The organism is Pseudoalteromonas sp. NEC-BIFX-2020_002 (assembly GCF_013002825.1).
Classification (GTDB): Bacteria; Pseudomonadota; Gammaproteobacteria; order Enterobacterales; family Alteromonadaceae; genus Pseudoalteromonas; species Pseudoalteromonas neustonica.
In genome coordinates, this window is record NZ_JABEPJ010000024.1 from 37,943 (window position 1) to 62,716 (window position 24,774).

General features: G+C 40.8%; 16 protein-coding genes and 2 pseudogenes. 6 read left to right on the plus strand and 12 right to left on the minus strand.

Annotated elements, in window-relative coordinates; all coding sequences use genetic code 11:
• Nucleotides 1-15 precede the first annotated feature (15 nt).
• Both HJP15_RS19690 and HJP15_RS19695 read right to left on the minus strand, forming a co-directional pair.
• Nucleotides 16-1,938: a PrkA family serine protein kinase gene (locus HJP15_RS19690; RefSeq protein ID WP_054205771.1), complete on the minus strand. Its 1,923-nt coding sequence runs from the start codon at nucleotides 1,936-1,938 to the stop codon at nucleotides 16-18.
• Nucleotides 1,939-2,115: 177 nt separating this feature from the next.
• Nucleotides 2,116-2,697 carry a superoxide dismutase gene (locus tag HJP15_RS19695; protein WP_054455059.1) on the minus strand — a complete coding sequence of 194 codons (582 nt, stop codon included), beginning with the start codon at nucleotides 2,695-2,697 and terminating at the stop codon, nucleotides 2,116-2,118.
• 275 nt (nucleotides 2,698-2,972) lie between these two features.
• On the opposite strand from HJP15_RS19695, the gene HJP15_RS19700 reads away from it, so the two are divergent.
• The gene (locus HJP15_RS19700; protein ID WP_054205773.1) at nucleotides 2,973-3,311 is read left to right on the plus strand and encodes a Grx4 family monothiol glutaredoxin; all 339 of its coding nucleotides are present in this window, start codon (nucleotides 2,973-2,975) and stop codon (nucleotides 3,309-3,311) included.
• A gap of 310 nt (nucleotides 3,312-3,621) precedes the next feature.
• On the opposite strand, the gene HJP15_RS19705 is transcribed toward HJP15_RS19700, so the two are convergent.
• The 7 genes from HJP15_RS19705 to HJP15_RS19735 all read right to left on the minus strand — a co-directional run bounded on the left by HJP15_RS19705 (nucleotide 3,622) and on the right by HJP15_RS19735 (nucleotide 13,722).
• Complete coding sequence (locus HJP15_RS19705) at nucleotides 3,622-5,634, minus strand: TonB-dependent receptor domain-containing protein (RefSeq protein ID WP_170174422.1); 2,013 nt, start codon at nucleotides 5,632-5,634, stop codon at nucleotides 3,622-3,624.
• 774 nt (nucleotides 5,635-6,408) lie between these two features.
• Nucleotides 6,409-7,740 (minus strand): sensor histidine kinase, encoded by a 1,332-nt coding sequence (locus HJP15_RS19710; protein ID WP_170174423.1) that lies wholly within the window; start codon nucleotides 7,738-7,740, stop codon nucleotides 6,409-6,411.
• Nucleotides 7,740-9,068, minus strand: coding sequence for a sigma-54-dependent transcriptional regulator (locus HJP15_RS19715; RefSeq protein WP_054205776.1), 1,329 nt, complete (start codon nucleotides 9,066-9,068; stop codon nucleotides 7,740-7,742). The genes HJP15_RS19710 and HJP15_RS19715 overlap by 1 nt, the downstream gene beginning before the upstream one ends.
• A gap of 96 nt (nucleotides 9,069-9,164) precedes the next feature.
• Nucleotides 9,165-10,370, minus strand: a complete 1,206-nt coding sequence (locus HJP15_RS19720) for an ABC transporter permease (RefSeq protein WP_170174424.1) — start codon at nucleotides 10,368-10,370, stop codon at nucleotides 9,165-9,167.
• Between the two features lie 13 nt (nucleotides 10,371-10,383).
• Entirely contained in the window at nucleotides 10,384-11,697 is a 1,314-nt protein-coding gene (locus tag HJP15_RS19725; protein ID WP_170174425.1) for an ABC transporter permease, read from the minus strand.
• Between the two features lie 3 nt (nucleotides 11,698-11,700).
• On the minus strand, nucleotides 11,701-12,411 hold the full coding sequence (locus HJP15_RS19730) for an ABC transporter ATP-binding protein (RefSeq protein WP_054205779.1): 711 nt from the start codon (nucleotides 12,409-12,411) through the stop codon (nucleotides 11,701-11,703).
• A gap of 57 nt (nucleotides 12,412-12,468) precedes the next feature.
• On the minus strand, nucleotides 12,469-13,722 hold the full coding sequence (locus HJP15_RS19735; RefSeq protein ID WP_054205780.1) for an efflux RND transporter periplasmic adaptor subunit: 1,254 nt from the start codon (nucleotides 13,720-13,722) through the stop codon (nucleotides 12,469-12,471).
• A gap of 847 nt (nucleotides 13,723-14,569) precedes the next feature.
• On the opposite strand from HJP15_RS19735, the gene gltB reads away from it, so the two are divergent.
• From gltB to HJP15_RS19755, 4 genes and pseudogenes are all read left to right on the plus strand, one after another.
• Nucleotides 14,570-19,027 carry a glutamate synthase large subunit gene (gene gltB / locus HJP15_RS19740; protein WP_170174426.1) on the plus strand — a complete coding sequence of 1,486 codons (4,458 nt, stop codon included), beginning with the start codon at nucleotides 14,570-14,572 and terminating at the stop codon, nucleotides 19,025-19,027.
• A gap of 9 nt (nucleotides 19,028-19,036) precedes the next feature.
• Entirely contained in the window at nucleotides 19,037-20,452 is a 1,416-nt protein-coding gene (locus HJP15_RS19745; protein WP_054205782.1) for a glutamate synthase small subunit GltD family protein, read from the plus strand.
• Between the two features lie 113 nt (nucleotides 20,453-20,565).
• Nucleotides 20,566-20,994 (plus strand): annotated as a pseudogene (locus HJP15_RS19750) (IS66 family transposase); the annotation flags it as partial.
• A gap of 31 nt (nucleotides 20,995-21,025) precedes the next feature.
• Nucleotides 21,026-21,337: pseudogene (locus HJP15_RS19755) on the plus strand (hypothetical protein); the annotation flags it as partial.
• 89 nt (nucleotides 21,338-21,426) lie between these two features.
• Here the strand turns inward: HJP15_RS19755 and HJP15_RS19760 are convergent.
• Entirely contained in the window at nucleotides 21,427-21,867 is a 441-nt protein-coding gene (locus tag HJP15_RS19760) for a hypothetical protein (protein ID WP_170174427.1), read from the minus strand.
• Between the two features lie 132 nt (nucleotides 21,868-21,999).
• Between HJP15_RS19760 and HJP15_RS19765 the strand changes: the two genes are divergently transcribed.
• Entirely contained in the window at nucleotides 22,000-23,034 is a 1,035-nt protein-coding gene (locus HJP15_RS19765; RefSeq protein WP_170174428.1) for an IS110 family RNA-guided transposase, read from the plus strand.
• A gap of 283 nt (nucleotides 23,035-23,317) precedes the next feature.
• Here HJP15_RS19765 and HJP15_RS19770 read toward each other — a convergent pair whose 3' ends face one another.
• Nucleotides 23,318-24,028: a hypothetical protein gene (locus tag HJP15_RS19770; RefSeq protein WP_170174429.1), complete on the minus strand. Its 711-nt coding sequence runs from the start codon at nucleotides 24,026-24,028 to the stop codon at nucleotides 23,318-23,320.
• Between the two features lie 267 nt (nucleotides 24,029-24,295).
• On the minus strand, nucleotides 24,296-24,532 hold the full coding sequence (locus tag HJP15_RS19775; protein WP_054205789.1) for a hypothetical protein: 237 nt from the start codon (nucleotides 24,530-24,532) through the stop codon (nucleotides 24,296-24,298).
• Nucleotides 24,533-24,774: the final 242 nt, after the last annotated feature.

Sequence of the window (24,774 nt, forward strand, 5' to 3'; positions counted from 1 at the left end):
ATACACCTTTGTGTGTTATTGCGATTTACGCACTCGTAAATACCATTCAGATAACAAACGAACTTGCTTTTGGGTGTATCCTTTTTCCACCATTCGATTGACGAAGTCTTCGTGTTTTTTCTGATCTTCTGCAGATGTTTTTGCATTGAATGAAATAACAGGTAATAACTCTTCGGTATTTGAGAACATTTTTTTCTCAATCACAGTGCGTAGTTTCTCATAGCTGGTCCACAACGGATTTTTACCGTTATTGTGAGCACGAGCACGTAGTACAAAGTTAACTATTTCGTTGCGGAAATCTTTAGGGTTGGAAATGCCTGCTGGTTTTTCAATTTTCTCAAGCTCAGCATTTAAGGCTTCACGGTTAAATAATTGGCCGGTATCAGGGTCGCGGTACTCTTGATCTTGAATCCAAAAATCAGCGTAGGTTACATAGCGATCAAAAATATTTTGCCCGTATTCTGAGTACGACTCTAAATAAGCTGTTTGCAATTCTTTACCAATAAACTCAACATACTGCGGAATTAAATAGCCTTTTAAGTGACTCAGGTAGCGCTCTTCAACGTCAGCAGAAAATTGCTCACGTTCGATCTGCTGTTCAAGCACGTAGAATAAGTGCACTGGATTGGCAGCTACTTCCGTGGTATCAAAATTAAAGACGCGCGATAGAATCTTAAATGCAAAGCGGGTAGATAGCCCTGTCATGCCTTCATCAACACCGGCGTAATCACGATATTCTTGATATGATTTTGCTTTAGGATCGGTGTCTTTTAGGCTTTCTCCGTCATAAACGCGCATTTTTGAGTAGATACTGGAGTTTTCAGGATCTTTTAATCGAGATAATGTTGTAAATTTAGCCAGCGTTTCAAGTGTACCCGGTGCGCAAGGTGCGTTGTATAGTTCGCTATGCTCTAGCAATTTGTCGTAAATTTTCACTTCTTCTGAAGCGCGTAAACAATAAGGCACTTTTACAATATAAACACGGTCTAAAAATGCTTCATTATTTTTGTTGTTTTTAAAGGTTTGCCATTCAGATTCGTTTGAATGAGCTAAAATCATGCCGCTAAAGGGCAGGGCGCTAATCCCTTCTGTGCCGTTATAGTTACCCTCTTGTGTAGCAGTCAGCAAGGGGTGTAGCACTTTGATAGGCGCTTTAAACATCTCAACAAATTCCATCAAGCCTTGGTTGGCAAGACAGAGTGAGCCTGAGTACGCATAAGCATCGGGATCATTTTGGGCAAAATGTTCTAGCTGGCGAATATCAACTTTACCGACTAACGCTGAAATATCCTGATTGTTTTCATCACCAGGTTCAGTTTTGGCAATCGCAATTTGATTTAAAATTGATGGGTAACGTTTTACCACTTTAAATTGGCTAATATCACCATTAAATTCAGATAAGCGTTTAGTTGCCCATGGTGACATAATCGTTTTTAAGTAGCGTGGTTTTATACCGTACTCTTTTGCGAGCAGATCAGCATCCTCGTTAGGGTCAAACAGTGCCAATGGGTGATCGTTAACCGGAGAGCCTTTAATGGAGTAAATTGGCACCTGTTGCATTAGGTACTTGAGTTTTTCTGCAATGGACGATTTACCACCGCCTACAGGGCCTAGTAAGTAAAGTACTTGCTTACACTCTTCAAGTCCTTGTGCGGCATGTTTTAGGTATGAAACGATTTGCTCTATGGCATCTTCCATACCATAAAAATCATTAAATGCGGGGTAGCGTGCGACAACTCGGTTTGAAAATAACCGACTTAGACGTGCATCAGTTGACGTATCGACCATTTTTGGCTCACCAATCGCTGTTAATAATCGCTCTGGTGCGCTGGCATATGCCGATTTATCCGTTTTACAAATTTCTAAGAACTCAGCGATACTGTACTCTTCTTCCTGTGCCGCTTCGTATCGTGCTTGGTAATGCTCAAAAATACTCATGAAGACCTCCGAAAACCTGCTTAAACTAGGTGCTTAAAGATTAAAAATAAGCAAAGGTTATATAAAGCTTAGTCACGAATTTAGATTTTTGTGCAATAAAATTAAAAATTTATGTTAAAAAACAAAAAAGACGCCGAAGCGTCTTTTAAACTAGGTTAGCTCAAAATGAGCTGCTAATTATGCGAAGTTAGCGTTCGCGAATTCCCAGTTAACAAGCGACCAGAATGCTTTTAAGTAATCTGGACGAACGTTACGGAAATCGATGTAATAAGCATGTTCCCACAGATCCACAGTAAGAAGCGGTGTAACACCGTCTTGAGTTAGTGGAGTTGCTGCGTTAGATGTATTAACAAGGTCTAAAGAACCATCAGCTAATTTTACTAACCATGTCCAGCTTGAACCAAAGTTGTTTACAGCTTTGTCATTAAAAGCTGTTTGGAATGCTTCAAAAGAGCCCCATTTAGCATTGATAGCATCTGCAACCGCGCCCGTTGCTTCGCCACCGCCATTTGGAGATAGGCTGTTCCAGTAAAAAGTGTGATTCCAGATTTGTGCTGCATTGTTAAATACACCACCATCTGAAGAACATACTACTTCTTCAAGTGTTTTATTTTCGAATTCAGTACCACCAACTAAACCGTTAAGTTTAACAACGTATGTGTTGTGGTGCTTGCCGTGGTGAAACTCTAACGTTTCTTTTGAAATGTGTGGCTCAAGTGCATCAATTGCATATGGTAGTGACGGTAGTTCAAATGACATTTTTATCTCCATCTTCTTTTGGTTGATAGTCCGTTTGGTAATACGTAATGCCTGCTCGAACAGACCACTTATCTATACCAAACAGAATTATAGTGTTACTATAATTGTTGAGTATTTTACTCAAGTTTTAGCAAACAGCAATGCCAAACAGCAATGCAAATGCAAGACTATTTCGATTGCGGCTTTATTTGCCCACTTTAAGATACATATATGAGGCTTAATGAAAAATTTTCAAGCCTTGATATGTTCAGCTATCGTCATTTTTGAGGTTGTAGATGGAAACCATAGATAAAATTAAACAGCAAATTTCTGAAAATCCAATTATCCTTTATATGAAAGGATCGCCTAAATTACCAAATTGTGGTTTTTCTTCACAAGCATCTCAAGCATTAATGTCATGCGGTGAACCGTTTGCTTATGTTGATATTTTACTTAATCCTGATATTCGTGCTGAATTACCAGCATATGCTAATTGGCCAACATTTCCACAATTGTGGGTTGATGGCGAATTAATCGGTGGATGTGACATCATTATTGAAATGTTTCAACGTGGTGAGTTAAAACCACTGATTATTGAAACAGCAGAAAAATATAAAGAAGCTGATGCTGAATAAGCATTGCTGAAATAGAAAAACCACTTTATATGAAATGCCAGTCAGCTAATACTGACTGGCATTTTTATTTATAAAATTGGAAAAAGCGCGTTCGTATGTAAATAACGATTCTCTGATACCAATCGTGTTAAGTTAATGAGAATTTATAGCGAAAGATAAACGCAGTTATCGCTTTATTTAGCCCGTTAGAATGGTTAAATATTTAAGCCGATTGGTATCACTGTGCCAACTCGTTCAATAGCCTCAACGCGCCAGAAATAGCGAGCGGTGTCGACAATTAATCTAAAACCATTGAGTATTAATTCAGGCTTTAAAAAGTGGTCGCATAATTCAAACTTACGACCCGTTCATGGCGCTTATCACGCAGTTCTGACTGACTCAAAACCCCAGAACGATTAGGGCTATAAAAGTGCCTATACTGCATTGATTGAGCACGGTTCAACTGAGATACTGTAAAAGTAATTACACTTGAGCCAAACCCTTTATACTCTATAAAAGCATCAAAATCTTCTTGTTCTTTTAGTTCAACGTATTCAGACACATAATAGTTTTGTCGTGTATTTTTCCCTATGTAGTTTACCCCCCAAGAAAAGTCATGCGCTATGATGTCTTGGCGGATCTGCGCTTTTAATGTTGGCCGCTGCTGTTGATTAATCGCTCTATCCGTTAATGTTATCGGATCTGAATAGGAGCTTTTTTGTGTTGTAAACTCAATATCCATTACGCCATTGGGGAGCACAAAATCTAAACCTAAAGAAACATCGAGATTGATCCCCATAACTCGGGCATTACCTCCATTGGCGATCCCTTCGGCTCCTGAAGGTAAAATTTGATACTCTAAACCGTCTTGATGCCATTGTCCGAATAGCGTCATTTTAATTACATTTTTGTCACTCAATTGGTAGTTAGAATCCACACTTAAGCGGTAGTAACTATCTGGTTTTAATGCTGGGTTACCCGCTTGCTGCCTATTTGCTTCAGCATTACTTTGCGCAGCAAATAATTTAAACGACAGTTGATTTACCACTCGGTTAAACTGTACTTGCCCCTGCCATTTAGGTGTAAGTTGATGTGAATAGGCTAAACTTGGTTTAATAAACAGGTAATCATCTTGATTACTGGCATCTCCCTTTACTTCAATACTTGAATGCTCTAAGGCTATTCCTGCGTTAAAGCCTGTTGTGCTGTCTAACTGCCAGGCATGATTATAAAAAACTTCAGCCCTTTGCTCTTTTATTTCTACATTGGCGGCAGGTAATTGCACAACTTGCTGCACATTATTTTGTGTTTTAAGGTAGCGTGTGTTGTTGTTGGCATAGTTATAGGTCAGTTCAACGCCTAGCTCTTGACTGCTTTTTGTGTATTTTTTCTGTGCTGTGCCACGATAAATAGATTCCCATTTATTACGTTGAAAGTCATAATTTTCATAACGGGGCATTGTGTCGATAAATGCTTCTGTTTGCCTGTCGACAGTCCAATGGGTGAAATTAACAATTCCAAGATGTTTAAGCCGCCAATTAGCAACAGGGAGCGACCAATTAAATCCAGCTTCAGCTGTGTGATACACACTGTCGCGGTCATTATGCAGTACCTCGATACTGTTTAATGTTGTTGTGGTACGCTGTAACTGAGGTCGATACTGACTTTTACCAACCCTAAATGTAAACTGTTGTTGTTCATCTTGCTGTTGTCTAGATGCGTCACCAGAGATAAAAATTTCATTTAAACTTTCTTTTTTAACTTCGGTCGCATTATTTAAGTGACGACCTGCCTGTGAGGTTAGCTCATACTCTGATTGACTAGGAATATCTTTAAACTTTATATCCCCTTTAAAGTTACTCTGCCACTGCCCTAATTGCGTGACATAACTGATTTGCGCCTCGGGGAAGAGTACATCCTGTCCTGCTTTTGATAATGTAATGCTATATTGTCCTGCTTGTAATTGCGGTACTCTAACAATGTTTGCAACCATTGCTTTACCTGACGCATCACCCACACCAGATGCTGAACGGTTAATTTCAATATAGGCAACTTGCTGCGCTGGGATCCGTAGTAATGCTTCTTTTAAGCCACCGGATTTTGCAGATAATCTTGCGCCGTCAATGAGAATATTCCCAGCGCCGCCTGAAAAACCTCTGACACTTTTACCTAGATCAACTTTAAAACCAGGGAGCCTATTAACCATATCAAAGGCTGTTTGTACCGAATAAACCGTAAAGAAAGAAGGATCATACCGCTCTCTTTTTTCTGCATAAGTTAATGAAGAAAAGCAACATGTTATACTTAAAAAAAGTGGCGCAACAACGCGTAACTTGGAAAGCAATTTTATTATCCTTAACATTTTTTATAAAAAGCGATTGAAGTTGATACTGTATAACATATCAACTTCATATGAAAATGCGTTGCAATCACCTATTTTTAAGTTAAATAGTTAATATTTAAACAAAAGGGGCGCATATTGCCTTTTGCTTGTAAATATTTTTAAGGTGAGATAGAAGTAAAACGAGTTTACCGCAGTGGCGGTTGGCGAGTCTTAGTTACGACGTCTGTGGCAATATGATGAAAGGCGATAGTTTAGCTAGGACGTGTTGACCTTTCGTGATTGATTTTGCAGCAGTCTATTTGGTATTTAGGCAAGGCAGCGCCTATGGTGTGTGGTTGTTCCCCATAAATAGGCGATAACGCAGTATAAATGCCAAACATGCGCTGCCCAAAGGGTTCTTTCTAGGGGCGATTAACTCTTTGTTACCTACACGGATGTAGGTAAGGGGCGTGAGCAGGACGCGGAAGCTTTGCTCGACTTTTACTTATTCTCACATGGATGTGAGCCAGTAGAATAACGCAGGAGCAGTTATCGAGCCCACTCGATTACAAACCTCGCGCCGCGATTAAATCGCCCCTAGATTGAACAAATTTCAATCCACAAAGGTCAACACGCCCTTGCGACATCTATACCCAAATCACCCTATAGTTTATAGGTTTAAAAAGTGTTTAATTTCAACGACGATCACCTCTTGGCTCGTTTGAGCATATAACGCGAAGGACAACCCCCGCAACGGGTAAAAGGCGCTAACACGCATGGCGATCCCCTACAGTTTCATTGTTTTTGTGTTTTGGATTGGTGAGGCAATACAACATGTACGCTTAATCCTCCTTGTTTATGATTATGCAAACTAATATGACCACGATGGGCTTCTGCAATTTCACGACATAACGCCAGGCCTAAACCGCTACCGCTTGTTTTAGTTGAATAAAATGGAATAAGTGCATTCGCCATTACTTGCTCACTCATGCCTTTGCCATTATCGCTGACAGCAATTAAAGTTGCGTGTTGGTCATGGCTAATGTTTACATTGATATGCTGTGGATCAGCGCCTGACTCATGCGCATTTTTTAGTAAATTAATAAGTAACTGCTCTACTTGTGTTTGATCTGCATGGGTTGTGTATTGTGACGGTGTAACTTGATAGTGAAATTGCCATTGAGTTTGCAGTGACGTAAGTAGTGTCGGCCATTCAATAGGGCTGCTTTGAGGTTGCGGTAACTTGGCAAATTTACCATAACCTTGTACAAATGCAGTTAAATGCGCGATCCGCTCATCTATGGTTGCAAAAACCCGGCTTAAGCGAGGCTCATCTACTTTATTTGCGAGCAGTTGGGCACTGTGTAACATTGATGACATTGGACCTAATGAATTATTTAGTTCATGGCTAATAATACGGATCACTTTTTTCCAGACCGCAACTTCTTGTCGGCTAAGCTCTCGGGTGAGTTGTTTAAAAATATACAAGTGATGGCGCTGATTGTTCAGCAAAAATTCGCCTGTTGCTAAATGCCATGTTTGCGCTTCTTGGGCGTCTTTTTCGATACTAAATAAACCATCAAAACCTTGCGCTAATGCTGTGGCTAATTGTTTTGGCGCTAACTTAAGTAGTTCAGTTAATTTCATACCTTCAAGTGCGTTTGCACAATTAAAAAGTGCGCGACTACTTAGGTTGCTAAACACAACAGTATCATTATCGTTTATAAGTAATAGAGCTTGCGGGGAGCTTTGCAGGACTTTATCAAGCATAAGTTCGCGTTGATAAACCCATTGTTTTTCTTGTCGTAGTTGTTTAGCTGTTTGGTTATACAATTGGCACAACTGGCCAAGCTCATCGCGCTGGTTATAAGCGAGTAAACTTGAAAGTTCACCATCTTTAAAATTGAGTAAACCAGTTTCGAGCGATTGCATGCCTTTTACAAGGTTACAACTCAATTGCCTTATCAGCAGTATTGCTAAAATAGCACTGCCTACAGCACTACTAATAAGCCAAGGCAAACTTAATTTACATAGCCATCCAATGAGTAAAACGGGCAGTGCGCTTGATAAAGCACAATATAGGCTAATCTTATGTGCCAACGGTAATGAATTAAGAGGGAACGCCATTAATAGTCAATATCCATTTTTTGCAAACGACGATACAGCGCTTGGCGGCTTAAGCCAAATTGACGTGCCACTTTGGCTATGACACCTTGATGTTCGCGCATGGCTGATTCAATATCTGCTTTACTTGGCTCTATACTAGGTGTGGTTATGTTTGAATTTGTTTGCGTTAAAGCAAAGTCGCTAATATCTAATAATCCAGTTGGTTTGAGTACCGCAACACGTTTGCAGGCATTTTCAAGTTCTCGTACGTTACCAGGCCAAGTGTGCTTTATTAATGCTTGCTCTGCTTGTAAGGTGAGTTCACGCTCTGGCAAAAAGTGATTAAGCAAAGGCATTATATCGTCTTGTCGTTGCGATAACGCCGGTAACGCTAACTCAATCACATTCAGCCGATAATACAAATCTTCACGAAAGCGACCGGCTTGAATCGCATTCGGTAAATTTTCATTGGTGGCTGAAATAACACGCACATCAACTTTTCGTGTTTGTGTGGAGCCTAAACGTTCAAATTCACCAGTTTGTAATACCCTAAGTAGCTTCATTTGCCCTGAAAGCGGTAAATTACCTATTTCGTCTAAAAATAAGGTGCCGCCATCAGCAGCTTCAAAGCGACCAATACGTTGTTTTGTGATCCCCGTAAATGCACCTGATTCAGCTCCAAACAATTCAGCTTCTATTAGCTCGGTTGGCAGGGCGCCGGCGTTGACTTTAATGAACGGTTTAGCTGCTAAGGGAGAATTGAGCTGAATAATGGCTGCGATGCATTCTTTACCACTGCCATTAGGGCCGCTGATCAGCACGGATACATCTGATTTTGCAACTTGCAGCGCCATAGTTACGGTACTTTCCATTGCGGTACTTGCAAACACTAAGCCCGCAAGATTTGCGTTTTCTAGTGGTGCTTGTCGCTCTTGCTGGTGGCGAGTGAAGGTGGCATTAACTTGTTTAGTTTTCCCAAGTTCAATTAAATTACTAATGCAGGTAAGAAGCTTGCTGTCATCCCAGGGTTTTGGTAAATAATCCGCCGCACCTGCTTTAACTAACTCAATAGCGGTTGCAAGTTCAGTCCATGCGGTAATTAAAATAATAGGTAAGTGCGGATTTTGTGCTCTTAGTTGATAAAAGAGATCTTTACCTTCTTCACCTGAGGTTGTGTCGGCGGAGAAGTTCATATCTTGAATAACTAAGTCTATGCGTTGATAGTTAACAACTTGCAGCGCTGCAAAAGGGGTATCGGCGGTGACGACTTGGTAGTCATGAATTTCTAATAATAATGACAACGCATCTAAAATTGCAGGGTTGTCATCTACAATGAGTATTTTTTCCATATTATTGTTTTTAATCGCTGTTATTATCCGAATTCAGGGGTAGTTTTATTTGAGTGCTACACTATTTTACAGTGTAGCACAGCTTATTGATTACTATTAAATAGTGCGAGTTGCTATGCTTGGTGAAATATTTGCCGCTCGTTTGGCGGGACCAAATACGGCTAATAAGCTCATACAAAACACTCCCATGGCAGTAATGATGATATAGCTAGGCGGTAGCGCTGCAATAGAGAAATACTGCATCAATATTTGCCCGAGCAATAGCGCTACTATAACCCCAAGCACTAAGCCCACGCAGCAAATCATCGCATTCTCAACTAAAAAGTAGTTAATTATTGCAGACTTTCTAGCCCCAAGCGCACGACGAGTACCAATTTGCTTGGTGCGTTTACTGATGTTAAATAAGGTTAAGCCAAAAATCCCCAGTGCAGTTACCAACACTAAAATAGTGATCAGCACAATCAACATTCGCATCATGAGTTTATCTTGGGCAACATATTCTGCCTTGCTTTCATCAAGCCCTCGGATACGTGAAATAACGCGTTTATTGTAATTATTGAGCATCGCTTCTTCAATTTGCTTAATAACGGACGCACGTTGTCCCGGCTCAGTTCGTACTACAAAATTTGCTGAACTAGTGGCATTAATAAAAGGAATGAATGCTAGGTTATCTGGGCGGCTGTCTTTTAGCCATGGTCCCATCATTTTTTCAACTACACCCACAATTTTTAAGGGAATATCACCAAAATAAACCGTTTTACCAAGCCCGTTTTCACCAGGAAATAGCTCCGTTAGTAAGGCTTGAGACACAATTGTTACATTCGTTTGTTTTTCAAAGTTGTCAGTAACGACGACTTCCTCTTCGGTAAAATTTCTACCTGCTATTAGTTTTACGCCATAAGTGTTAACACCGTGCTCATCAATAAAAAAGTACCCTGTTCTGACTGATAGGCTTTCTTGTGGCGCGGGTTTTAGGCTAAAGTCAGACGCACTACCACTACCAGTTAATGGGGCACTGCTACTCATTGCTGCACCTACCACACCAGGTAATTGCCTGATCATGGCTTCATCTAATTCAAACTGTTGCGTAACATTTACGTCTTTACCAAACGTCATAACATTAAATAAGAAAATATCTTGCTCAGGGTAACCTGTTTCCTGGCTCAAAAAGCTTATTTTATCTTGAATAATAAAAGCGGCATTACTGACAATCGCAGTTGTAATTGCTATTTGGATCAGTAGTAACATAGCGCCCACTTTGGAGCGACACAGTGCATGAAATATAGGTTTGATCTCTAACATAGTGATAGCTCCTTTATTGGCTTTTTAAGTAAATAGCAGGATTAGTGCGACACACCAGCCAAGCAGGGTAAAGCCCAGCAAGAATACAGGTGGTGATAGCAATAAGTGGTGCGCTTATAAGCATCGTTAAATCCATTGTTGCTAATGATGAATAATAATCATAACTTTGACGTACGCCTAATAAACCTATTTGTGCGAGCACGATACCAAGCAGCCCACCAAAACAGCCCAGCATTGCAACTTCGACTAAGTGTTGTAAAAATATTTGGCGTTTGCTGGCTCCAAGTGCACGGCGAACACCCACTTCAGGCGCGCGACGCAAAAATTTAGCTAATAAGAGTCCGAGTATATTTGCTAAGCACACAGCTAAAAACATAAAGCTTAGTGCCACTAAAATTTTATTGTCTTCACTTACAACATCGTTGTAGGCCATCCATTGTTTTACGTCACGCAATGTGTATTGAAGCTCTTTTCGATTAAAACGACCATTTTTTTGTTGGTCTTGCATATAGGCAAGTAAGTAGTCTTGGTATTTATTTTTTACTTTTTCATTGGGCAATTGCACCCAAAACTGAATCCAAAACCTTTCTGATTGCAGTTTATCTTTAAAGGTATGAGTAACCTCATGTTTCCAGCCGTTAGTATTACCCCAATTATTGAACTCATTCGCTTCAAGCAAGCTAAAAGGCATAAATAGCTCTTCAGTATCGTTAAAAGCACCGTTATTTAAATCATAGTATTTGGTTGTTAATTGCCAGTCAGCGATTACACCAATAACTTCGTAACTTAGATCGTCAAGATAGATCATTTTTCCGACGGAGTTTTCACCTGCAAATAACTTATCATTGATTTTTTCACTCAGTACAACCACAGGCGCAGCAGTTTGCTCTTGCTGTTGTGTCCATACTCCACCATAGATGAATGGTACATTGAACATGTTAAAGAAATCAGGCGTTGTTAAACGAGCACCGCCAATAAATGGCTTTAACGTATCTGAATTAAGGTGCACTGAAAATCCTGAACGTACCATAGCCACTTTGTTTGTTTCTACAGGGGCATTTAGTAGGTTTACCGCATCCTGATAGGTAAGCTGTAAAGGCATGTTGTCGTATTTCCACCAGGTACGGCCTTCATCCATGGTTTGTAATTGCACGTTGTATAATTGACTGCTTTTTTCAGGAATAGGATCCGCCGACATCATATGGTAAACACTTAAGCTGGTCATGGTGATACCAATACCGATTGCAATTGCCAGTACCATTAAAAAGCTGACTAATGGCGTGCGCTTAAAGCTACGCCAACTTAAATCAAGATAATGTAATAGCATAAGTTACACTCCAGCCACATTTTTAAGATTTTGCGCACCTTGGTACAAGGTAAAGTCGGCAAGTTGACCATCGACTACTTGAATATTACGCGGTGCTCTGCGGGCAAGTTCAGGGTCGTGAGTCACCATAATAATGGTGGCGCCATCGCGATTAATTTGTTCAAGTAACTCCATAACTTGACGTGCCATAAGGCTATCGAGGTTACCAGTTGGTTCATCGGCCAATAAAAAGCGCGGTTCACCTGCAAGTGCGCGGGCAATCGCTACGCGCTGCTGCTGACCACCCGATAATTGTTGTGGTAAATGTTTTGCCCGTGAGGCCAAACCGACTTGTTCTAAGCATTGTTCAATACGGCGTTTTCGCTCGTTGGCTTTAATGCCACGATAACGTAGCGGTACTTCAATATTTTCATAGAGATTCAAATCAGGGATAAGGTTGAATCCTTGAAAGATAAAACCAATTTTTTGATTGCGTAAGTCAGCGCGTTGGTTGTCATTAAGCTTGCCTACATTAATATCATCTAAAAAATATTCACCGTCGCTAAAGGGTTCTAACATACCGGCAATATTTAAAAAGGTGGTTTTACCTGAACCGCTTGGGCCTGTAACGGCAATAAATTCGCCTTCATTAACGTTTAAGTTAAAATCTCTTAGTGCGTGGGTTTGTACCATTTCAGTTTGGTACATCTTACTAATATTGTTCATTTTTAACATGGTTGGGATCCTGTTTATATCACTTAATTTGGTTGTTATCGTTTAGGTTGTTAGTCTTTAGCGTAATAATATAGTGTCGGCTTGCTTAAATTCGCTGTAGCTGGAAATGATTAACTCATCACCTGGCGCTACACCTTGTAAAATTTCAACGGCGTTAATGCTGGTGGCACCAATGCTGATAGGAATTCTGGTAGCAGTATCTCCGGTTACTTTGTAAGCCACAGTGCCACCTTGTTGCATAAATGCACCGCGTTTAATCATCAACACATCGTCACGGTTATCTAATATAATACGTGCCGTGAGGCGTTGATTTTGACGGATGTTATCAAGTGGCTCATCAAAACGGACACGGGTGGTGACTTCGCGATTATTAACTTCAGGGGAGATCGCAGAAAGTACACCCATTACAGTTCTAGCGCCGAGCTTTAATTCAACTTGCATCCCTAAACCCAGCTCGTTGGCGTAACTTTCAGGTACTTGTAGTTGAGCTTCAAAATTACTTAAATCAACTAAAGTCATCAGTGCCTGGCTTTGTATAACGGCTGATTTCTCTTGCACTAATAAATTCCCGACAATACCGGTAACCGATGCTTGAATAGATAAGTTATTAACTTTACGCGTTAAATCATCAACGACTAGCTGTTGGCGGTTAACATCACTTTGTGCTGCTTGTAGCTCAAAGGCAAGGGTGTCTTTAGCAAGTAAAGCTTCTTGTTGTGCATGTTTAAATGTTAATTTTGCACGCGCTAACTCATCAACCGCTTTTTCTAAATCAATTTGACTGATAAGGTTTTTTTCAATTGAAAGTTGGGCGCGACGATTTTCTCTATCCGCTGCATTGAGCTCAACTTGAGCCATATCGAGTGTTTTACTTAGGCTGAGTGTTTGACGACGGGCTTCTAAGTGCTTGCGTTGTTGCTCTCCATGTAAGCGTTGCAAAACAGATTGTTGTTGTTTTAATTCGTTAGTTAATTCGGGGCTTTCTAACGTGGCTATAACATCACCTAGTTGTACTTTATCACCTGCTTTAACTTTCAAATCTACAAAACCACGTTCAGGGCTGTATACCTGAGGCGCATTTGCAGCAACTATTTTGCCACTTGCGGCTACGTCTCTTATTAACGTATCAATAATCACAGTTGCTGTATTTACGCGTTTAAGTTCTACAGACACGCTTGCAGAGGTCTGTGCAATAAAAACTTGGCTACACAAAACAATAAATAACAGCAGAGTCAAAACAATGATCAACGGCTTCTTATAGTTAGTTGTAGGTTTTACGCTTACATCTTGTGCGCTGGTATCTTTGATCATTTTTATCCCTTACTTAAAATCAGCATAACTAAATTGGGTTGCTTGCTTTAAAGGCAAAGCCACGAGTGAATGGCTAGGCATGTGATTTTTCAAAAACAGTGATCATGTATGCAACTAAAATCATGGTAACTGGCGAAACTAAAAAAATGCTTAAAATAAACATGGTGCTGTCCATTAACTATCATAAGTTTATTATCCGAAAAGCATGCCAATATTTAGGTGTTTGATTTTATTGTTTATTATTTTTATTTTGTATTTTTTAACTGTCCGCGGACAGTTAAAGTGTCCGCTGCGGACATGTATGCTTTGCGTTGAGGTAAAGAGGGGCGCGGTTAAATTCTTAAACTTGCAGGGTCAATCAGTATTAATTATGCAGTAAAGCTACATTTTATTATTTTTATGCATTAGTTAGCTGCCTTTTATATATAACAATTTGCGTCTAGATTAGAGCCAGCGCTCTACAGGTACGAGTAACGCTGCTCAAGTGTGCAAATTAAATGACAACTATTTAGGCTAAAGCAAATATATCGGTGAATGGATTAGTGAATATTTATTCACTTTTAATGAGGTTTACGTTTACGTAAACTGTACTGTTTTTATTTTGTGATTTTACAACTTGTTAATTATGACACCAGTGTCATAAAAAAATAATGACCAAAATATCGCTAAATGTTAAAAAAAGGCATGAAATAAAAAGATTGTGTTGTGGTGAGAAATATTCAAGAATGTGAATATGTATTCAAAGCACTATTGACTCAATGTACAATTGGCGATAGTTTTGACTGTCTGCTAGCAAACCGTCGAGAAGGTCATTCATAGCTAGCTGTTGTAGCAAGGGGAGGGGTCTATGTTATACGACTCAAAATTAGAAAAAGATAATTGTGGCTTTGGCTTAATAGCCCAAGTTAATGGTCAGGCAAGTCATCGCTTAATTCGTACAGCGATCACGGGTTTAGACCGTATGGAACACCGTGGTGGTATATCAGCCGACGGTAAAACAGGCGATGGCTGTGGTTTATTATTACAAAAACCAGACAGTTTCTTCCGCGCTATTGCCGCTGAAAAAAATTGGCACCTGGGTAAAAATTATGCTGTAGGTATGATTTTCCTAAATTCAGATCCAGTACTTGCGCAAGCTGCTAAAGATATATTGAGTGAAGAACTCGAAAAAGAAACCCTCAATATTCAAGGTTGGCGTGTAGTACCAACTGATGAGTCATGCTTAGGGCCTATTGCAATCAAGCAGCTACCAAAGTTTGAGCAAATCTTTGTAAGTGCACCAGAAGGTTGGCGTCCTAAAGATTTAGAGCGCCGTTTGTATGTTGCGCGTCGTCGTGCTGAAAAGCGTTTAAGCGAAGACGACGGTTTTTATATTGCCAGCTTGTCAGGCTTAGTGACTATCTACAAAGGCCTAATGATGCCGGTGGATTTGCCTAATTTTTATTTAGATTTGGCAGATATTCGCATGACTAGTGCGATTTGTGTTTTTCACCAACGTTTTTCAACAAATACACAGCCACGTTGGCCATTAGCACAGCCATTTCGCTATTTAGCGCACAATGGTGAAATTAATACCATTCAAGGTAACCGCCAATGGGCACGTGCACGTTCATATAAGTTCTCATCGCCACTGATCCCAGATTTACAATCAGCAGCACCGTTTGTAAACGAAACGGGTTCAGATTCATCAAGCTTAGATAACATGCTTGAGCTGTTTTTAGCGGGCGGCATGGATTTGTTCCGTGCTATGCGTATGCTTGTGCCACCGGCATGGCAAAAAAACCGTGCAATGGATGATGACTTACGGGCATTTTATGACTTTAACTCAATGCACATGGAACCATGGGATGGCCCAGCGGGTATTGTAATGTCTGATGGTCGTTTTGCTGCGTGTAACTTGGATCGTAATGGTCTGCGCCCTGCGCGTTATGTGATCACCCAAGATGGTTTTATCACACTTGCCTCTGAAGTGGGTATTTGGGATTACACCGCCGATGAAGTGGTTGAGAAAGGCCGAGTCGGTCCAGGTGAGTTACTCGTAATAGATACTCAGCAGGGGAAAATTTGGCATTCTGATGAAATTGATCAGGATTTAAAATCTCGCCATCCATACAAAGCTTGGCTTGAAGAAAACGTTAAGCGTTTAACCCCGTTTGAGCAATTATCAGAACAAGATGCAGGAAATCGTTCATTTGATGACGAAACCTTGGCCAAATATCAAAAAATGTTTGGCTACACCAATGAAGAGCTTGATAGCGTTATTCGCGTGATGGGTGAAATTGGTCAAGAAGCAACGGGTTCTATGGGGGACGACACGCCATTTGCAGTGCTCTCTGAAGGTAACCGTTCTTTATTTGATTACTTCCGCCAGAAGTTTGCACAAGTTACAAATCCACCAATTGATCCACTGCGTGAAAATCACGTAATGTCGTTGGCAACGTGCATCGGTAGTGAGCAAAACGTATTTAATGAGACCACAGGTCACGCTAAGCGATTGCAGTTTGATACACCTATTTTGATGTATGCAGACATGCAACAATTACTCAGCGCCGATCAAGCGCACTACAGTTATTGCAAAATAGACATTACCTACAACAAAGATGAAAATCTGGGCGATGCGGTAGTTCGTATTTGTGATGAAGCACAAGAAAAAGCGGCTGCTGGCTGTGTCATGTTGTTTTTAAGTGACCGTAATTTTGATGAGAATCAATTACCAATTCCTGCGGCTATGGCGGTTGGTGCGGTGCAAAAGCGTCTTGTTGATAACAATTTACGTTGTGAATCAAACATCATTATTGAAACCGGCAGTGTGCGCGACGCACATCAGTTTGCGGTATTACTTGGTTTTGGTGCAACGGCTATTTACCCATACTTAGCGTATGAATCACTGGTTGCGATGAGCGACAATAAAGTGATTAATAAAAGCTATTGTCAGGTTACTTTGGCGTATCGTAATGCGATCAACAAAGGCCTGTACAAGATCATGTCAAAAATGGGTATTAGTACCGTGGCATCGTATCGTTGTTCAATGTTATTTGAAGCAGTAGGCTTATCAGACAGTATTGTTGAGACGTGTTTCCACGGTGTAGCAAGTCGTATTAAAGGTGCCTGCTTTACTGACTTTGACGATGACCAACGCAAACTGCATACCTTAGCAATGAGCAAACGTAAATTATTAAGCCACGGCGGCTTATTAAAATATGTTCATGGTGGTGAGTACCACGCGTACAACCCTGATGTAATTCAAACGCTGCAAAAAGCAGTGCGCTCAGGTGAATACACTGATTACAGCGTGTACGCTGATTTAGTGAATAAACGCCCAATTGCTACATTACGTGACATGTTAGCGCTTAAACTGCCAGCTGAAGGCATTAATATTGATGAGGTTGAGCCTGCAACTGAGCTATATAAGCGTTTTGACTCTGCTGCAATGAGTATTGGTGCATTATCACCAGAAGCGCATGAAGCACTTGCAATTGCAATGAACCGTTTAGGCGGGTGTTCAAATTCAGGTGAAGGCGGCGAAGATAAGCTTCGTTACGGTACGGAGAAAAACTCACGTATTAAACAAGTTGCGTCAGGGCGTTTTGGTGTAACACCGCATTACTTACGCAGTGCTGACGTTATCCAAATCAAAGTAGCGCAAGGTGCAAAGCCAGGCGAGGGTGGTCAATTACCGGGTGAAAAAGTAACCCCGTATATTGCAAAGCTTCGTTACTCGGTGCCGGGTGTAACCTTGATTTCACCACCGCCGCATCACGATATTTATTCGATTGAAGATTTAGCCCAGCTGATTTTCGATTTAAAGCAAGTTAATCCAAAAGCGTTAATTTCAGTGAAACTGGTTTCAGAGCCAGGTGTTGGCACTATCGCAACCGGTGTAGCAAAAGCGTATGCCGATTTAATCACGATTTCAGGCTACGACGGCGGTACCGGTGCAAGCCCGCTTACCTCGGTTAAATATGCAGGTAGCCCATGGGAACTTGGTCTGGCTGAAACACAACAAGCGCTGGTTGAAAATGGCTTACGTCATCGTATTCGCTTACAAACAGATGGTGGTTTAAAAACCGGGTTAGATATCATCAAAGCCGCTATTTTAGGTGCTGAGAGCTTTGGTTTTGGTACGGGGCCTATGGTGGCATTAGGCTGTAAATATCTACGTATTTGCCACCTGAATAACTGCGCGACCGGTGTTGCAACGCAAGACGAAACGCTACGTCAAAAGCATTACCACGGCTTACCTGAAATGGCGATGAACTACTTTAAGTTTATTGCTCAAGAAGCGCGTGAAATTATGGCAAGCCTAGGGGTTGTTAAATTAACAGACCTCATTGGCCGTCTTGATTTGCTTGAAGCGATTGAAGGTAAAACGGCGAAACAGCAAAAAATTGACCTATCGTCAGTGATTGCACAGCCTAATAACCCAACCGGTGAAACGCTTTATTGTAGCGCGCCTAATACGTCTCATTACTTAGGTAAGTTAAATGAAACGCTATTAGCAAAAGCGCAACAAGCAATTGATACCAGCAGTGGTATTTCATTAGTCAGTCGTATTTGTAACACTGACCGTTCAGTGGGCGCGATGTTATCGGGTTATATTGCTGATAAACATGGTAACCAAGGGATGGCAGCAGATCCTGTATCAATTGAATTACATGGTACAGCGGGTCAATCGTTTGGTGTTTGGAATGCCGGTGGTCTAGAAATGACGCTAGTAGGCGATGCCAACGATTACGTTGGTAAAGGCATGGCGGGCGGTAAGCTCGTTATTCGCCCACCGCTAGGTTCTTCGTTTAAAAGCCATGAAGCGACTATTGCGGGTAATACCTGTTTATATGGTGCAACAGGCGGCAAATTATTTGCTGCAGGTTGTGCAGGCGAGCGCTTTGCTGTTCGTAACTCAGGTGTGCAAGCGGTTGTTGAAGGTGTGGGTGATAATGGCTGTGAATACATGACCGGTGGCGTTGTTTGTGTACTAGGTAATGTAGGCGTTAACTTTGGTGCAGGTATGACCGGTGGTTTTGCCTATATATTGGATGAGCGTAATGATTTTGAAAAACGCATCAATCCAGAGCTTGTTGAAGTCGTGCTATTAGATGAGCTTGCGTCACATCAAGAACACTTACGAGGTCTAATTGCTGAGCATTTGGAGCTAACCGGCTCAAGCCGTGCAGAAAACATTTTAGCCAGTTTTGAAGCGTATTTACCAAAATTCAAACTTGTTAAACCGAAATCAAGTGATGTGAAAAGTTTACTCGGGCATCGCGCTCGCAGTAGTGCTGAACTTCGTGTTCAAGCACAGTAAGGGGGTAGTATGAGCGAAAATGTATATCAATTTATAGACGTGCAGCGGGTTGATCCCCGCAAGAAGCCAATTTCATCACGTAAAAAGTCATTTGTTGAAATTTACGAACCCTTTTCAGAGAAGCAAGTAAACTCTCAGGCTGATCGTTGTCTTGATTGTGGTAACCCATATTGTGAATGGAAATGCCCAGTACATAACTATATCCCACAGTGGTTAAAGTTAATTCGTACAGGTCGCATTCTAGAAGCCGCAGAGCTGTCACACCGTACAAATAGTTTACCGGAAGTGTGTGGCCGCGTATGCCCACAAGACCGCTTGTGCGAAGGCTCCTGTACGCTTGACGAAGAATTTGGTGCTGTAACGATTGGTAATATTGAAAAATATATTACCGATACCGCGTTTAAAATGGGCTGGAAGCCTGACATGTCCTACGTTGTATGGACAGATAAAAAAGTAGCTATCATCGGCGCAGGCCCTGCGGGTCTAGGTTGTGCTGATATTCTGGTGAGAAATGGTGTAAAACCCGTGGTATTTGACCGTCATCCAGAAATTGGTGGTCTGCTAACGTTCGGTATTCCATCGTTTAAACTTGAAAAAGAAGTTATGCAAAAACGTCGTGAAATTTTCACCGAAATGGGTGTTGAATTTAAACTCAATGTCGAAGTTGGTGTTGATATCACAATGGATGAAATATTGGCAGAATACGACGCAGTATTTTTGGGAGTGGGGACTTATCAAAGTATGCGAGCGGGCCTTGAAAATGAAGATGCACCAGGCGTTCATGATGCACTACCGTTTTTAATTGGCAATACAAACCGCGTAATGGGTTACGACGAATCAAATCAAGAATACCTTGATATGGCAGATCAAAAAGTCGTGGTACTTGGAGGTGGCGATACAGCGATGGATTGTCTTCGTACCTCGATTCGTCAAGGCGCAGAAAAAGTAATTTGTGCTTATCGTCGTGATGAAGAAAATATGCCAGGTTCAAGACGTGAAGTGAAAAACGCCAAAGAAGAGGGGGTTGAATTTACCTTTAACGTACAACCAACAGGTATAGTACTAAACGACAACGGCCATGTAGCAGGCGTACAAATGGTAAAAACCCAAATGGGTGAACCAGATGAAAAAGGCCGCAGCCGCGCAGAAGTAGTACCTGGCTCAGAACATGTGATTGAAGCCGACCAAGTAATAATGGCATTTGGTTTCAAACCACACAAAATGGACTGGTTAGAAAAATACGATGTAGAGATAAATCACTGGGGCGGCATTAACGCACCAGAAAAAGGTGAGTTTACGCATCAAACAACCAACCCAAAAATCTTTGCTGGTGGTGATATTGTTCGTGGCTCAGACTTAGTAGTAACCGCAATCTTTGAGGGGCGTAACGCCGCAGAAGGGATCATGGACTACTTGAAAGTGTAACGCTTTGAAAGTTTAAGAATGTAAAAAGCAAGCCAACTGGCTTGCTTTTTTTATGCATTGGATAATAGCGGGTAAGTTGTAAGTTGTAAGTTGTAAGTTGTAAGGCATATGCAGAGCGTGAAGGGATTGAAAGTGTAGTAAAAACCGTCCTAATGCCCGCAACAGCCATTCCAAAAAGCATTGCCACCCCCAGTTTACTGAGCCAAATAATAATGTGTAAATACCAGTTTGGCTTGCTGCTTTATCGCCAAGAAACGTTATTTTCTGATATCGGTATTGTGTTGAGCAGGCAAACCATGTCGAGCTGGATGTTACGCTGTGCTGAATTGTTGTCACCGCTCTATCAGCGCTTAAAAGAAATCTTGTTATCTCAAGCGGTTATTCATGGCGATGATAAGCCGGATAAAGGCACTAATATTGTCTTGTTTGATTATCATAATAGTCGCGCGGCCCACTGTGTAGTTGATTTTCTTGACGGTTATCAAGGCTACATGCACGTTGGCGGCTACAAAACATACGAGCAAACGAAGGCAACACTGGTTGTTAAGCAAAGCTAGGTGTCGTTAGCCATACGCTTATCAACTAACAGTGGATTTAGATCATTGGATCCGCCGTAGGATAAGAATGTGCTATTGGCGGCAGTGGCGCTCTTTCCAAAGGAATAGCTCGTACCAAAGTACGCAGTTTAATGAAATTGGGTGTTAGCGAGCGACTCGCCATAGCCTGTGGTATCACCAGTACCAAAAGTAGGCGCTTGGAAGCGAAGGCCCTTGTAGAAGCTCAAAAACAAAAGGAATTAACATTGCGCTAGGCAATAACTACTTAGCGTCACAAGGGTTAGTGTCATTGAGAGATATTTGGATCAATATTCATTACGGGAGATGAACCGCGCATTGCACTTCCTGTTAATAAAAAGCGCATGATGGGTGGTGTGGGGGCTGGAGGTTAGAGACCTCCGGCTACCCGATTAAATTTTATTGCCATAAACTTTGTGTACCTGTGAGTATAGGGGAACCATAACTCCAGATAACAGCGCCTGACGCACCAAGAAAAAGAACTATTTTATGGATAATAGATTCATGCTTCGCATAACGGTTTATCTGCTGAAATAAAGATGGTGACAATTGGGGTACAGCGTTATTCAATAGATTACTGATATACCTTGAACGAAACTCAATAAACATTGCCATTACGCCAACTAATGCACCTGACCTTTCAAGCCACGAGCCAGCTGTTTCGAAGCTAGGCTTCATGAATGGCACAAAATTTAAAGTGCCAAATATAATAAGTGTACCCATTAATAAGGCGACACATACCCAAAACTCTTTCTTCAATGCCGACTCGTATCTTCCCGCTAGTTCGATAACTTTTGGATCATTTTCGTCTGGCACGATAATTCTCGCTGGTCTAGCCATATGCTTGAGGATTCCCGCTTAGAAATTTAACGCCCACGTTAAGGGGCTAAAAATAGATAATTGGACTCCCTCACCCTTAACGAGTGAGGTAATATAAAAGTTACCACACAAATATATTAAAAGAGTCCTGTTATGTATCGTACTAGAGTTGGCGTTGATTTAGCAAAAAAAGTTATTCAAATTTGTATTCACAGAAACAAAAAGGTGCAATCAAACAGTGAACTGACACCGGAAGCATTTCTTTCTTGGCTTTTTAACAACAAACCAGCAACGATAATATTTGAAGCCTGTAGTAGCTCTAACTACTGGAAACAAAAAGCGACTGAAGCAGGTCATGATGCTCGTTTAATTTCAGCCAAATTAGTCTCTGTTGTTAGACAAAACCAAAAGACCGATAAAAATGATGCCCTGGCAATTGTGCAAACCACCTTCATGCCTGATGTCACTTTTATTGGCGGAAAAACTGTTGAACAACAGCAATTACAATCCATTAAACGCTTAAGAGAGTTAGCGGTAAAACAACGAGATGCGTCTCAAAAGCAGCTCATTGCCTTGCTAGCTGAGTTGAATATCAAAATAGCTAATCGTCGAGGTGGGATCATCTCATCAATTGAAGCCGTATTAGAAGATGCAACCAATGAACTCTCAACGGAGTGTAGGCGTGCCATTTACCTAGCAAAAGAACATTTGAAAGTATTGTTTGAAGCAATTCGGCATTATGATGACTGCATGGAAAAATCGGTGGCGGCTCATCCTGAATGTAAAAAACTCATGCGACTGGAAGGCGTTGGTGCGATGAACGCCATCAATCTTTATATTGCGCTTGGTTGTTCAGAAATAGGAACGTTTAGCAAAGGAAAAGATGCGGCTGCCTGTATTGGAGTAACGCCTATCCAGCATTCTTCTGGAGGAACAGTGGCATTAGGCTCCATAGGAAAATCAAAAAACAGCATCCTAAGAAGTCAGTTAATCTGTGGTGCCACAGCCGTCGTTCAGCATGCAGTTAAAAGAAAGGCCAAAACCAAAAAAGACCTTTGGATACAAGGGTTGGTCGAGCGTCGAGGAAAAAAATGTGCCGCGGTAGCACTCGCCAATAAAACGGTTAGAACGGCGTTTTCCATGTTAACAAAAGGCACAGAATACAAAGCTGAATTACTCGCAGCCTAAAAAGAGTTCAAACAACAAAAATGCACTAACGAAGATAAAAATCAACTGGTTTAGTCAGTAGCCAACTAAGAGCTTTTAGCTCGCTTTATAGATTTGACAACCAGTTCGCGTAAATATCAAAGAGCCAGAGATAGCTTCTCAGTTTAGAGCTCGTACATAAGTATGCATTTATTTCTTTGTGTTAAAAGTTTTTGTTGTTGACAAGAGGGAGTCCACATAAGTTGGTTAAAATTAGCGACGAAGGAGCAAAACCAACTGTTTTTTGTCCTTGTTTAACAGCTTGTTATGTTGTACTTGCTATGCCTCTCATTATTGAAATCAAAGTCTGAGATATACCATTATAATAATTTGTAAATTTTTCCTTAGATAGTGGCATTACAGAGCCAACCCAAGGTAATAGACAAGCAAACTCTCGAGCATCTTTTTCGCTAACAACACCATACCTATGTAATAAAATATTACGGACTCTGTTTGCCTCTGATAAGAATGACTGTTCTTGTGAGCTAATATCAATGTTTATATTTAACCACGAAAAAAGCTTTTGAATTCGTAAGAAGAAATTAACACCACCATTTTCAACTTCTCTTTTCGCTTTTGACTCAATACGTTGCGCTAAATCTAAACATACCTCAGTATCCCATGGCCAAGTATCAATATCAAAACGACCAGGTTTAAACTTACTACTTAAATTTATTGCTACTTCACGATCATTTTTAATAAAGTCGGCGACTATATTAACTAACCCTGACTCGAATGATGACCACATACCGATAAAAGAGTGAACATATAAGTCATGATATTTTTGCTCTTCCATTTGAAGAGCCCACTTGCTTAGCTCTTTAATACCTGTAGAACGAGAGTTTTTAATACAACGTTTATAATTTGAAACTAAAAAGAATTCATTAATAATATATGAGGAAGAAAGGTGTAACGCATAAAATTTCCAACCAGTTTTAGAATCAGTACCTAGCTTAGGTTTTATTAGACTAGTCATTTACGCGAAACCTCCTTGTACAACATAACGAGGCTGTAGAATAACTCTAACAGCCAAATTCAATTAAAAAACGAGCTCCTGTAATTAACTCTAAGCGTTTTTAAAGCATTAGGTAATGCATTTGGAACCCATAAAACTGGCTGTTTTTCTTAAAAAAGAGTAATTCTACAGCCACAACGCCCGCCTAACACGCAATGTGTTGGCATGGCTTTTTGCGTTGTTTGCCAAAACCATGGCAACTTAACATTGTCGGAGCTAAGGCGCTTGTTAGGTGTTTTTATCACTTTTGTCTGGAATATCATTACATAAAGCACACTCTACACCTTTACGTGATTGATATAATCTTGAACATATAAACACTGTTGTTGTAATTAAAGACCAAGTACAAGCAAAAATTAATGCTTCTTGAACTGAATGCTGTTTAAGCAACTCAACTATAAAAAGTAAGGCTGCTACTGCAAGAAATACTTTTAATGCTCTAACGAACCAAAACTTAAATCCCATTTGAACTCCAAACCTGAGAAACACCTAACCGCCGCCATAAGCGGTGAGTAATAGCTTGCTAAAATGTGAAACGAAGTGGAACCGAGCAAACTGTTACGAATCCGACTTAATTGCCTTGTGTACGCCCGACATGGGCATTGACTTATGAGGTGAAAGTCCTCTGTAGGAAGATCACCGTTTAAATAACACACTGTTATTAAACGATAGACACTCGCAAATGGCAAGGGCTAAATCGCGAGAGA